This is a genomic window from Paenibacillus sp. WLX1005 (assembly GCF_046603685.1).
Lineage (GTDB): Bacteria > Bacillota > Bacilli > Paenibacillales > Paenibacillaceae > Saccharibacillus.
This window is the reverse complement of sequence record NZ_CP176756.1, coordinates 1,978,712-1,991,906: the sequence shown is the minus strand read 5'-3', so window position 1 is coordinate 1,991,906 and position 13,195 is coordinate 1,978,712. Positions and strand designations below refer to the sequence as shown.

Annotated in this window: 12 protein-coding genes; 1 reads left to right on the top strand and 11 read right to left on the bottom strand. The window is 47.1% G+C overall.

All coding sequences use genetic code 11. The annotated features are described in order from the left end of the window. Nucleotides 1-5: 5 nt before the first annotated feature. From allC to ACE3MZ_RS08610, 6 genes are all read right to left on the bottom strand, one after another. Entirely contained in the window at nucleotides 6-1,256 is a 1,251-nt protein-coding gene (gene allC, locus ACE3MZ_RS08635; protein WP_411346035.1) for an allantoate deiminase, read from the bottom strand. Continuing rightward, complete coding sequence (gene allB / locus ACE3MZ_RS08630) at nucleotides 1,249-2,640, bottom strand: allantoinase AllB (protein ID WP_411346034.1); 1,392 nt, start codon at nucleotides 2,638-2,640, stop codon at nucleotides 1,249-1,251. Before allB ends, allC begins: the two co-directional genes overlap by 8 nt. Before the next feature lie 78 nt (nucleotides 2,641-2,718). Beyond that, a complete protein-coding gene (gene uraH / locus ACE3MZ_RS08625; RefSeq protein WP_411346033.1) occupies nucleotides 2,719-3,069 on the bottom strand; it encodes a hydroxyisourate hydrolase in 351 nt (116 codons plus the stop codon). Continuing rightward, entirely contained in the window at nucleotides 3,066-3,581 is a 516-nt protein-coding gene (gene uraD / locus ACE3MZ_RS08620; protein WP_411346032.1) for a 2-oxo-4-hydroxy-4-carboxy-5-ureidoimidazoline decarboxylase, read from the bottom strand. Before uraD ends, uraH begins: the two co-directional genes overlap by 4 nt. 363 nt (nucleotides 3,582-3,944) lie before the next feature. After that, nucleotides 3,945-5,537: a PucR family transcriptional regulator gene (locus tag ACE3MZ_RS08615; protein ID WP_411346031.1), complete on the bottom strand. Its 1,593-nt coding sequence runs from the start codon at nucleotides 5,535-5,537 to the stop codon at nucleotides 3,945-3,947. Nucleotides 5,538-5,853: 316 nt separating this feature from the next. After that, entirely contained in the window at nucleotides 5,854-6,579 is a 726-nt protein-coding gene (locus tag ACE3MZ_RS08610; RefSeq protein WP_411346030.1) for a TetR/AcrR family transcriptional regulator, read from the bottom strand. 273 nt (nucleotides 6,580-6,852) lie between these two features. Here ACE3MZ_RS08610 and ACE3MZ_RS08605 point away from each other — a divergent pair, with 273 nt between their 5' ends. Next, nucleotides 6,853-8,118: an MFS transporter gene (locus ACE3MZ_RS08605; protein ID WP_411346029.1), complete on the top strand. Its 1,266-nt coding sequence runs from the start codon at nucleotides 6,853-6,855 to the stop codon at nucleotides 8,116-8,118. A gap of 154 nt (nucleotides 8,119-8,272) precedes the next feature. On the opposite strand, the gene ACE3MZ_RS08600 is transcribed toward ACE3MZ_RS08605, so the two are convergent. From ACE3MZ_RS08600 to ACE3MZ_RS08580, 5 genes are all read right to left on the bottom strand, one after another. Then, the gene (locus ACE3MZ_RS08600) at nucleotides 8,273-8,716 is read right to left on the bottom strand and encodes a GNAT family N-acetyltransferase (RefSeq protein WP_411346028.1); all 444 of its coding nucleotides are present in this window, start codon (nucleotides 8,714-8,716) and stop codon (nucleotides 8,273-8,275) included. A 37-nt stretch (nucleotides 8,717-8,753) separates the two neighbouring features. Next, nucleotides 8,754-9,509, bottom strand: coding sequence for a class I SAM-dependent methyltransferase (locus ACE3MZ_RS08595; RefSeq protein ID WP_411346027.1), 756 nt, complete (start codon nucleotides 9,507-9,509; stop codon nucleotides 8,754-8,756). A 243-nt stretch (nucleotides 9,510-9,752) separates the two neighbouring features. Continuing rightward, the gene (locus tag ACE3MZ_RS08590) at nucleotides 9,753-11,507 is read right to left on the bottom strand and encodes an ATP-binding protein (RefSeq protein ID WP_411346026.1); all 1,755 of its coding nucleotides are present in this window, start codon (nucleotides 11,505-11,507) and stop codon (nucleotides 9,753-9,755) included. Nucleotides 11,508-11,538: 31 nt separating this feature from the next. Continuing rightward, a complete protein-coding gene (locus ACE3MZ_RS08585) occupies nucleotides 11,539-12,618 on the bottom strand; it encodes a B12-binding domain-containing protein (RefSeq protein ID WP_411346025.1) in 1,080 nt (359 codons plus the stop codon). A gap of 27 nt (nucleotides 12,619-12,645) precedes the next feature. Next, nucleotides 12,646-12,951: an antibiotic biosynthesis monooxygenase family protein gene (locus tag ACE3MZ_RS08580; protein WP_411346024.1), complete on the bottom strand. Its 306-nt coding sequence runs from the start codon at nucleotides 12,949-12,951 to the stop codon at nucleotides 12,646-12,648. Nucleotides 12,952-13,195: the final 244 nt, after the last annotated feature.

The following is a 13,195-nucleotide window of genomic DNA, read 5'->3' as shown; positions in this document are numbered from 1 at the left end:
TCACCTCAATAAGCAGTTTGATATAACCATTGTGTCAGTACGCGGAATCCTTGAATTAGATCATCCGGTGTTGTATATTCCAGCGGGTTGTGGCTAATGCCATCCCGGCTCGGTACGAAGATCATTGCTGACGGACAGACATTGCCGAAAATCTGGGCATCGTGTCCCGCTCCACTCGGCATCTGACGACTAGTAATGCCGTCCTGTTCACAAATGTGCTGTAACTCATCAATCATATCGCTATTCATCAGCACCGGTTCGGCACGAAGATTCTCCTGCCAGAACAGCGTCATTCCATCACGAGCAGCAATATTGACCAACTGAGTGCGCAGTTGCTCTGTATATTCGTCCAGCACCACGCTATCCAGATGACGAATATCCAGCGTGAACATCGTTTCCCCAGCGATCACATTGGACACGCCCGGAAACGGCTGAATATTACCAACCGTCGCTACGAGCGGATCGCCAACTTCTAGCGCTGTACGTCGAACAATCGTGATCATCTCCGCCGCACAAGCAAGCGAATCGCTACGCCAACCCATCGGTGTCGTTCCCGCATGATTGCTCTCACCTGTTACACGCACCTCAATGCGGCGTTGACCGACAATACCAGTTACGACACCGATCTGCTGTTGACTACGTTCTAATACACAGCCCTGCTCAATATGCAATTCGATATAAGAACCATGCTCACGTTGTGCCAGAGCATACGGTGATTCCGCTCCAAACCCGGCTTCACGAATTGCCTGCGATAACGATACACCATCGCGATCATGTACATTTGGCAATTCATTTACATCATACTTGCCAGCGATATTACCCGATCCCCAGTATGTTAATGGAAAACGACTGCCTTCTTCTTCCGCAAGCGACAACACTTCCAGTGTACGCTTCGGTTGCCCGTAAGCTTCGCGCAAGTAGGATAACGCCAGCACGCCGGCAACAACGCCATAAGCACCGTCGTATTTACCGCCCATAATAACGGTATCGATATGCGATCCGGTTGCGACTGTTGGTAATTCCGGCTGTGTTCCTTCCAGTCGCCCGGTCAGATTTCCCACCTGATCATAAAAGGCATCCAGTCCATGTTCCTTCATATAAGCTGAAAGTGCTTGTTGTGCGTCCACCCATTCCGGTGTATACAACAGGCGTGTGACGCCGCCCTGTGCATCAGCACCATGCTGAGCGAGCCATTCCAGCATCGGATTCAGTCGTTCGCAATATTGTTCCAGCAGCGTTGCCGTCTGTTTAGCCATATGTTACACCTCCCGGCTGATACGCCACGAATTGTCCAATCTTTTCCGGTATCAATCCGTCTTGTTCGCGATAGACAGATTGTCCGCGTACTAACGTCTCGACAACCGTCGATGAAAATTCATATCCGATATAAGGGCTCTGACGATGTTTATCCAGTAAATGCTCCTGTTCTAGCACAGCACCGCGATTCAGATCTACCAGCACTAGATCGGCATCATACCGTGTGGCAATGCGACCTTTGCGATAATGGAGTCCAAGTCGCTCTGCCGGAGCAACCGATAGCATATTCATCAGCTTGGGCAACGCAATGTCGCGGCGATGAAATCCTTCTTCCAGCATGAGCAGTAACGTGCTCTGCGCGCCAGAGATACCACCCCATACGTTGAAAAAGTTCGCTTGCTGCTTCATATCGGGCGGACACGGTGAGTGATCAGAAGCGATTATATCGATCAAGCCTTGCTCTACCGCCTGCCACAATTGCGCCTGCTCATCAGCATTACGCAGTGGCGGAGCGCATTTGGCGACAACGCCTTTATCTAGCAAATCCTGCTCATTCAGTACGAGATAATGAGGGCATGTTTCTACTGTAACATTCATACCTTCTGCTTTGGCGGCAGTAATAACATCCACCGCTTCCCTACTACTAATATGCACAAAATGCAAGGCACAGCCCGTTTGCCGCGCCAGATGGAGCGCATGTTGTACAGCTTTTACTTCAGCAGCTATAGGGCGGGAATGTGCATAATCCAATTCACCAGTACGTCCTTCCGCTTGCGCCTGTGCAGCTAACTCAGATACGATCTGCTCATCCTCCGCATGTAATGCCAGCACATAACCAAGCCTTGCTAATTCTTTCATACCGTCTAGCAGTGTCTGGTCGTCAGCACGGGTGAAGATGTCTTCCCCATCACCGCCAGGTTCAGACATAAATGCCTTGAAGCCCGGGACACCGCCCTGTGCAAGACCTTCCAGCTCTGCCGTATTGCCTTCTACCAGACCGCCCCATAGCGCATAGTCAACATGCGAATTGCCATCGGCTGCTTGCTGTTTCAGCATTAACCGCTCTGCATTGGTCGTTGGCGGCACGCCATTTAGCGGCATATCCACATACGTTGTAATTCCGCCCGCAGCGAGCGCTGCCGATCCAGTCGCAAATCCTTCCCAAGCATCCAATCCCGGCTCATTAAAATGCACATGAATGTCCACAACACCAGCCAATATGTGCAGTCCATCAGCCTGAATAAGACGGGACGATGGTCGTTCCTTCAGCGAAGGAGCAATCTCTACGATGATTCCGTCACTAATGCCGATATCCAGCTTTTCCGTACGATCCGGCAGTACCACCGTTCCGCCTGTAATGATACAATCGAGCGCCTGCGTCACAGCGGTTCCCTCCTCTGATTCAATCATCTGATGAAGTCATTTCTCCATACTAGTTATCTATGTTTCAGAACAACAATATTAGCTGCCGCGGTATGTACTATAACCGCCCGGCGAGACAAGCAGCGGAATATGATAATTGCTATTGATATCCTGAATGACAAAACGAAGTGGAATCACATCCCAGATCGAAGCTTCCGCAGCCGGTACGCCTAATTGACGATAATAATCGCCCGCGTAAAAATGTAATTCATACGTACCTGCTACCAGTTCATCCCCACTCAACAACGGCTGATCTACCCGACCGTCACTGTTCGTTACAGCGCTTCGTAGCGGCTGAGCTTCACCATTCCGATACAATTCCATTCGTACACCAACGGCGGGACAGCCCTGTCCGAGATCAAGCACATGAGTCGTCAGTTTGCCGCTCATACTGTAAGCCCCTGCTGCGCTGCCCAGTCACGCATCCGCAATCCGACGATGATGTGTACCTGCTCCAATGCGGTCGCAAACTCCTGTTCCGCTGGTTGCCCGTTCCGCTGCTCCATGATGTCGAGAATTTGCTGCGCATTGCGCCCTTTGACCGCCAGTATAAAAGGAAACTGATATGTCGCTGTATACTCGCGATTCAGACGTGACAGCTTCTCATATTGCTCCGGTGTCAGATTGTTGAGTCCTGCACCTGCTTGCTCGGATTGCGAATGCTCCGTCATCTGGATACGTGTACCGAGATCTGGATGCTGTCGCAGCAGTTCCAACTGCTTATCTTTTCCTGCTGCATCCACGACAGCTTTCATTTTATCTGACACATCCTGTAAGTTCGTAAACGGAGCCTGTTCCCAAGTCTGCTCTGCTACCCACGGCGAATGTTCATATAGTCCACCAAATTGTGCGATATATTGCTCTTTTGTCCATGACGTCCATGGTTGCGTATGCTGTGCCATTTTGATCGCCTCATTATAATTGTTATTTTTGTCATTGTACGTCAGGTTATTGTACATATCAACCAGAGGTCTATTTTTTTGTTATATAAAATAACATTGTACTTATGATTTGTGAATTATGCCTTACTGCTATGATGTTTATTTGTATGTAAAATTAGCGGTGTGATGCGGATACACTGCGACAAGGGCAATATGCGTATCTTTGTGTACTGGTCTACGTCATAACATGCCTTTGTGCATACATACAAAAACACAGCTGCCATAACAGATATGGACAGCTGTGTTTCATCTAGCACTATGAACTTCTGTCAATGTAGCAGATTGATCAGGAGCGATTGCATGGGTATATCACTTGGATATGGTTTACTGCTGCTTATGCTTCAAAAACTTACGGAACGTGAACACCATTTTCAGCTTCAACAGATCATTCGTCTTTTTAAAATCCATTTGAAGCAAACTGCCGATCTTGTCCATCCGGTACGTTACCGTATTGCGATGCACATATAGCTGCTTGGCAGCTTCATTGATCAGCCCATCATTTTCAACAAAAGCTTCCAGCGTAGACATCAGCACCTGATTCGGATCGCTGTCACGGATCATAAGCGGCTCCAGCACTTTGTTACAATATGTCTCCATAATATGCTCCGGCACATGCTGGAACACATAAGCAAATTCCAGCGTATGGAATTGCAGTGCCATATGCGACATCCCGAATCGACGAGCCAGCTTGCGCGTCTCCACTGTCTCCTGATACGCTTCGCGGAAGGAATCCGGCTTGAGCTTGATATTGCTAATCCAGAAGCGCGGACTACCGCCATCGCTTGCCAGCTCCGCCATATCCTCGAAACGATTCATCAGAAACGCAGACAATTCCTCGCCATAATCGCGTTCCGACGGGCATGTATAGATGGACAATATACCCTCTTCCACCCGAAAATGCTGAGATGGGAACAATTGCATCAACGGATTGTATTGCAGCTCCTGATGAATCTGAGCCAATCGTTTTTCCGATGAAAATGCCTGCGGCTCTAGTGTGGTCAGCACACATTGATACGGCCCATTGAACAGACTAATACCAAGCTTCTCCGCACCCTGCGCCAGATCGACAATCGAAATACGGCGAGACAGATGCTCCGCCACCAACGCACGCATTTTATCCTGCAATCCCGGGTTAATATGCTCCCGATACGTCGTATCCATATGAAAAGCTAGTACTTCCGCTGCCTGCTGGAACAATTCCTCTTCCTCGCGCAGTTGAATCGCCGTATCGGTAAACACAAGCAAAAAGCCATAATGCTCATCTCGCTGCATCACTGGAACCCGATAACAGCTACCCTGATTCCATTTCACCCGGGTCAACGCCATTTTCCACGGCCAGCCTTGCAGCAATCCATCTTCCTTGCCTTCGCCGCTATTGTACAGTACATGACCACGCGAGCCGATAATCGCTACCGGGTACTTTATAATTCCTTCCAACGCTGAGAACACATTGCTTTGCGAGTCTTTGTTCAGGGCAAACTGCATCAGCTGCTTTTGCTTGTGCAGTACCGATTGCAGCAGCTTCGTACTGCGCTCATGCTCTACCTGAAACAACGCATTCATCTGATCGGAAAAGGTAAATTCAAACGGCAGCTCCAACAGTGGAAATTGCAGACGGTCTGCTTCCTCGATAATCGCCTGCGGAATCACATCCCAAAATCTCCCCAACTTCACACCCATTCCGGCACAACCGCGTTCATTTAACCGCCGCATCAGTTTGATCGCTTCCTCCTGATCATCCTTCATCAGAAAAGCGGTCGTAAACAGCATTTCTCCACTTTTGATCCAATCGGCAATATCCGGTGCATCCATCACATTTACCGACTTCATGAGCCGGGAAGTCCCCCCGGCACCCGCAACAAGACGCGCCTCCGATAACGGATATACAGCCAGCGCTTCTTTGACAGTCAATTGCATACGAGCACCCTTCCTCCCCAATTCTTTCTGTGAACAGCTTCTGTTTGTATAGAAATGACAGTACAGTATGGCATGCAGTTTCCAATCGACCACATCGATGTGACAAGCAGTCTTTCAGCCGCAAAACTCAAATTGTTGTCATGTATTATAACACAGAATTTGTTGGAAGCACTATCTTGCAAATTGGATAAAAGTATGCCGTATATTGCTAGTTTGCACGCATTGGATTTTTATTTGCATTAGGTGATGGATGAATATTGTTTGGTCATTGTTGGCAATATAGATGAGCGTTGTTATAGCAGGTTATAGCAACGAATCAGCCTAGCAACGAAGATAGTAACAATGCTGCCGAATGCTGGACAAATGCGGGATCAGGATTCGCTTTTAGCAATACCGTTAGACCGATCATGTTGACCAGCAATATCTGTGCATTGCCAGATGCATCATACGTTGGGGCATATTCTCCCTGCTCAACCGCCTGCTGCAAGCGCTTTGTAAATACATCCGCCAGCTTCATTTGATGCTCACGGGTCAAGGCTGCAAAGGTTTGATCATGTGGAGCCAGCTCCACCAGCGTATTGAGACAGTAACATCCATAGTCGGGGATACGTTGAGCGTTATCATAATCTTTATTGTCACTATGCTCTTCATCCTTACTGTAATGTTCGTTGTTGTCATTGTTATGTTCGCTATAATTCTCATTCGTACTATGAACTTTATATTGATCTTGAACTGCATTTTGGTATTTATTTTCAAGAGTCATGTTCAGTACATGTTGAAATAGTTGGGTAAAGGATTGTTTTGCCGTTTTGCCAGTATGCAAAAGCTGCTGTATCTGTATTAAATGCTGTTCATTATATCGACGCAATGCTTGTTCAAATAACGATCTTTTGTCACCGTATGCGGCGTATAGACTCGGTTTTTGCAAACCGGTGGCTGCTGTAAGATCGCTCATAGATGTCGCTTCATATCCCTGTTGCCAGAACAGCTGCATCACCTGCTCCAACACCTGTTGTTCGTCAAACTCGCGTTTTCTCGCCATAGTCTCCACCTCTTTTTGTACCGATTAGTAATTTATTTTATTCTAATCTGTTGATACGCGTCATGCAATACATCGTTGGCTGATCGGCTGTAAGTAGATTACTTATATCTGTGTTTACACCTACACCTACACCTACACCTACACCTACACCTACACCTACACCTACACCTACACAAGTGTAAGGAATATATGCTTCCTGTTGACATCTATTATTTGACATATTATAGTTACATTCAATTAAATACCAATCGGTACAGAAAGAAGGTTTATACGATGATTCGGCAAACAGATATACATACTCGCTCTGCTCATACTACTTACACACAGGATTCCACTACGCCTATTCACCCTACATCACCCGGTCTTCCGGCACCGCTAATGCTGTTATTTGCAGTCGCTTGTGGATTGTCTGTTGCTAATATTTATTATATTCATCCGATGCTTAATATAATTGCGGCTGATCTGCATATGGATGCCGCCCTATCCGGGTCAATAATTACTGTCACTCAGCTTTGTTATGCGCTAGGTTTACTTTTGCTCGTGCCGCTCGGCGATATGTTACCACGACGATTACTCATAACCGGACAAATGCTGTTGTCGGTAATCTGTCTGTTGTGCACCGCTATGGCTTCAGGAACGTTGACCTTCTGGATCGGCATCGGCATGATCGGTGGGCTGGCAGTCGTTGCTCAGACCATCGTAACGGCAGCGGCATCGTTATCCTCACCAGCGCAGCGCGGGCGTACCGTTGGTGTGGTGACAAGTGGTATTGTGATTGGCATTTTGCTGGCGCGCGTTATCGCCGGATTGTTGACCGATTGGAGTGGTTGGCGTTCGGTGTATGTATGTTCAGCGATACTGCTGCTTGTTGTCGCTATCTTGATCTACTACTATTTTCCGGTAAAAGAACGATCAGTTTCTGCATCGTCTGCTCAGCTATCATATGGCAAACTCGTGCTATCGACATTGCAGCTGTTTCGCGACCTGCCTATTTTGCGAAATCGTGCAGTATTGGCTATGTTGATCTTTGCTGCGTTCAGTACGTTGTGGACAACGCTTGTTTTTCCACTTAGTGCAGCACCTTTTATATGGTCACATAGCGAAATTGGGATGCTTGGTATTGCTGGATTGGCAGGGGCACTAGCGGCTTCACGCGCAGGTCGCTGGGCAGATCGTGGCTGGATGCACCGGACAAGCGGTATCGCTCTGGCGCTGCTGGTATTATCGTGGTTGTTCATGTGGCAATTGTATGATCATGTCTGGTGGCTGATTGCTGGCATCGTTATCCTCGATCTGGCAGTTCAAGCGGTACATGTAACTAGCCAGAGCATGATTCTGGCTGCACGTCCTGAAGCGGGAAGTCGATTAACGGGCGGCTATATGATCTTTTATTCTATTGGCAGTGCTACGGGAGCGCTAACGTCAACATGGGTGTATGCAGCGTATGGATGGAATGGAGTATGCTGGCTCGGTTTTGGTTATAGTCTGGCAGCATTGTTATACTGGGGTTGGACACGGATATATAGCGGTACAGTATAGAGAATGGAACAGAACATAATATAACAGCAAACAGACCGCCAATATCGAAGTATGACGGTCTTGTTGCTTCATTCAGATGACGCTTCTAACGAATTGAGCCAGATCAGCATATGTATCTAGGTCATCCGTTTATACGTTGCTTGCCAGAGTCAGATTATTCCTCTTCAGCTTCCTCGTCCGCATGGAACACACAAAGAAATGAATCTGCTGTTTCTTCATCCAGCTCTGTGCTCATCACCGAAAATCCGATATTGCGGTAAAATTCTACACCTTCCGCATCCGTTTCCGCCATCAGCAGCGCAGGCTTTTCCTTTTCCAACAGCAACAGAATGATCCCTCGTCCATAACCCAGTCCGCGTTCTTCCGGTGCAATCGCCATATGACGAATTCGCAACGCATCTGGCATCTCCTGATCATCTGCACAACCGATAATGCCAATCGCTTCGTCATCTTCGATATATTGGTACAATCGTTGCTGCGGATTGCTGCGATATTGCTCCAATACGTTATCCAGCACTTCATCATCTGGAAAAACAGCATAGGATAACAATTCACGCAGCTGTTCATCTTCCATTTCAATATTTACTAATTCAAGCACAACAGTTCCTCCCGTTTATCAGGCATACCAGACTAGTTTACTCTGTTTGTGCCACTTGTCGCAACAATGCTGGTTCCTGTTGAAGCGGTTCTTTGCTCGCAGCAAAGGTAACCCAGTTGCCCTGTAGCTCAATTTCTTTCTCATCCTTATTCTCCTCAATCGCCTGTGCAACTGCTTTGCGGGCAAGAATATTCCAATCTGCATAGGCTGTATCCAGCACCTCCAGCAGGCGCTCCGTACTCAGATTCAGCTCAATATTGCCTTCTTCCGCTGCTCCACTCTGCTGATCCAGTTGTTGCACCGACGATGTCATAGAGATAAAATGAATGCCCCCGGTACGCGTACCTTCCTGCATATTTTCCAACGTATCTCGCAGTGCCTGCTCAGATGACAGATGCTCCAGACAGCCTGTAGCGATCATATAGTCAAACTGCTGCTGTTCAATATGGTAATGTTCCACATCGTTCACAACGCCTTCGATTCGATCTGCTACTTGATATTCATCCGCATATTGCTGCAACTGCTGAATGGCATCTTCCAAAAGATCTACCCCTGTCACTTTACCACCATGTTCCAGCTTCTGAGCAACCGGTATCGCATGGCGACCAACCCCACAAGCAAGATCAAGCACATGAGGTGCAGGGGTATACTGCTGCAATCGTTCCAGCAATTCCATCACGAGCGGCGTTGGACGAGACATCCAGCTGCCATCTTCAAACAGCTTATTATCTTTATAAAATTGTTGATGGTACTGGTTTTCGGATTCTCTCGCTGTATCAAATGATGCACACATCTTCTGTTCCATCCTTTCGGCAGCTACTCTGGATCATGCCACCTTGCAAATTTGTATGATATCCATTACCCAATCTGGCACACAACTACCGTTGACTTCAGAAGTAGCACTTGGCGACAGCATGTTCTTCTCACTATGTGCAGCAAGTTACTTACCATTACGCAAACAAAAAACCTGTATGCAATGTTCATGCATACAGGTTCACATGTATCCGGTATATAGATCCTATGTTGTGGTATCGTTTCAAGTTACCAATTGTTGAAGTTCCAGACGCGCGCGTTCATATGCGGGAAACAGTGATTCTACAATCGCTGATACACCATTCAGATCACCGTTAAGCGCTTTGCGTTCAATTTCAGACAATAACTGGGATAGATGATTGATGCCAATACTGAGACTACCCGATTTGAGTTCATGTGCAGCTTCAGCCAATACTTGCGCATTTTGCTCTATGCATAATGTTTGCAATCGCTCCAGCTTGGCTGGTGTTTCCGTTTGGAACATCTCTACCAGTGTACGCAGTACTTCTGGGTCACCCTCGTCATTCAGCTCAATAATCTCTTGAATCACTTTCATATCCAAAACCATTTCGGTTATGCTAGTCGCTGGCAGCCATTTATGCATGATTTTGGTCAGACTTTCCAGATTAACCGGTTTGGTCAAAATATCATCCATTCCGACTTCCAGACAGCGTTGACGATCTTCTGGACTCGTATTGGCAGTCAGCGCAATAATGGGCACTGGATGACGAACGTTCATCCGTTCCAGCTCCCTGATTTTGCGTGTTGCCTGAAAACCATCCATGATCGGCATCCGGTTGTCCATTAGCACCAGTGCATACTCTTGCTGTTGAAAAATGTCCAATGCTTCCTGACCGTTCACCGCCATCTGAATATTACGCATGCCCATCTTCTTCAATTGGAGTTGAATCACCTGACTATTGATCGGATTATCTTCAACAATCAAAATATGCTGATCAGTCGCTCTGCTCTCAGATGTGGATACAGTAGTCTGTGGTGAAGCTGAAGAATACTGTTGTGCATCCTGACCACCAATAGCACTAGCTGGTGCTGAGCTGGCAACTGCTTTTGAGCCTTTTTTCAATGGGATATCGAACCAGAAGGTCGATCCTTTTCCTGTATCGCTTTTCAAATCAATAGTCCCTTCCATCAGTTCCACCAGCGATTTGCAGATAGACAGACCAAGTCCTGTTCCTTCCACATTATGATGTTGTGGATGTTCCGCCTGTGCATAAGGCTGGAACAGATTGTTCTGCTGGTCCGGCGCAATACCGATCCCGGTATCTGAAACCTCGATGTGCAGAACTTGTAGATTTGCACGATTTTCTTTGAGTTGAATGCTGATTTCAATTTTACCGTTGCGTGTAAATTTATTGGCATTGTTGATCAGATTCAGCAGAATCTGGCGAATACGACCGCCATCTCCAATCAAATCGCTCTCCACACGGTAATCAATAAACGCCGAAATGGCATTTTCATTTTCATTCGCTTTCGGTTCAATCAGGCGAATAATATGATCCAGCAGCAAGCGCATATTGATGATGCCTTCTTGTAACTGCATTTTGCCAGCTTCCATCTTGGACAGATCCAGCATATTGTTAATCATATTTAGCAGCAGATCAGCTGATTCCTGAATCAGCATAACCGAACGCTTCTGCTCTTCTGTGAGATCAGACGATAACAGAATCTCAGCCATCCCGATAACGCCATTCATAGGCGTGCGAATTTCGTGAGTCATAATAGCGATGAAACGAGCGCGTGCCTGATTCGCCTGCACCGCCTCTTCCGTAGCCGATTCCAATTCAGCATTACTTTTGGCAAGCAAACGCTGTAAATTAACCAGTTCATTGTTCATGGCTGAAAATTCGGACAGCGCTTGTTCTTCCTGGTGCTTACTCTGGATAATCTGGTGGGAAAGATCTTCAATTGTTTTGCGCAAAACCATGATCTCATGCTCTGCATTCATCATTGCCTTCATCTTCCCTTCCCCATATTCTGCTGAACGCTGGCTATTGCTGCCGCGCAGCAGGTACCAGAGTATCAGCCAGTTGAATCGCTTGATCCGCATCCGGCGCGTAACCGTCAGCTCCAACCTGTTGCCAGAGCTGATGATCTATATTAAATGGCAATCCACCGACAATAATCTTGATGCCGGCAGTATGCTCATTGCTGCGAATAGTGGCGATCAATTCCTGTACCAGATGCACATGGAATGTCATCGTTGCCGAAATAGCGATCAGATCAGCACGATAGCTTACAATGGATTGAAGCAAACTGTGATCGGGCACATTCGCACCCAGATAGTACGTATCCCAGCCTTCCATTTCAAAAAAATCGGTTAACATTCGAATTCCCATCTCATGCTGCTCGTTACCAACACAAGCAGAGACGAGTCTTCGCGTGCCGCCCTTTGGATGAGCAGCCAACCAGTACGGGTACAGTCGGGACATGATACTCTGGGTTGTAGCCGTGCAATAATGCTCCTGCGCTACATTGATTCGTCCAAGTTGCCACAGGCGTCCCACTTCATACTGCGCAGCTTGGAAAATATGCATGTACACATCCTTGATCGGTACATGTTGTTCAAGTAATGCAACGATTCCTTCATACGCCTGCTTACGGTCAGCAGCGAGCAGACATTCCAGATAGCTTGCCGCCTTGTCACCATACGGTGCCAGTTCCGATATATAAGAGATCTGGGTCTGTTCCGCAGCTACATGATCAATCCCCATATCCAAATACTGAAGCACATGCTGCTTATCGCGGTGTTCAAAATGATCATGCAGCACGCCACGAATCGCCATCAGATTAACGATCAGATCTTCCTGCGTCACCCGATACCCACTCAAAAGCAGCTTGAGCCAAGAGATATAGTGCATGAACAGCGCAGGGCTTCTCATCAGTACACTTTCCGCCAAATAACTGAGGCTGTACAAAGAATCCTGTTTCGTTCTGTCTCTACCCTTGGCTCCAAATCGTTGATACAGATCTGGCTGTTTGAGATATTGCATCATCGTTACCTGCTCAGCCAATCGATCCGCTTGTATAATTAATTGTTCGCCTGCTGTTCCTTTTTCCTGTAACGCCATCGCGGACACCTCCCGTCCTAACGGGGTCTACTCCGCACGTACCAGATAACGCTTCACAGTAGGCTTACTATCTGCTAACTCCTGGTCCGGATATTGACGTTCCAACGTATGAATGCGCTGGAAGTCAGCACTTTTCACCCAGGCAAGATAATGCTCTTTACTCTGCCAGGTTATTTGTACAATGAGTTCACCCGGTGCAATTTCACTCTGAAGAAGTTGAAAAGATACAAATCCCGGCTGCTGATCCACCAATCTGCTCCGGCCACGGTAAATCTGTACCACATCTTCCGTTTTGGTTTCCGGCACCTGAACAATGGATTGCACGATATACACGAAGTAAATTCCCTCCAATCCAACTGTTCCGTTTATCGAAAAGTAGACCTATCTCTCCAGCAACAGAGCTGCCGAAAGTATAAATATGAGTTCGATCATTGTCAACTGTATGCAGTCAACATTGGATTGTGTTAGTGAAATTTTCCCATACATTAGCCTATTAAGCAAGTTTTATACACCAAATGCTGTCGAAAAACTCAAATTGGATTGCATTTGTAATGTTCAACATATGCAACTCCCAAAC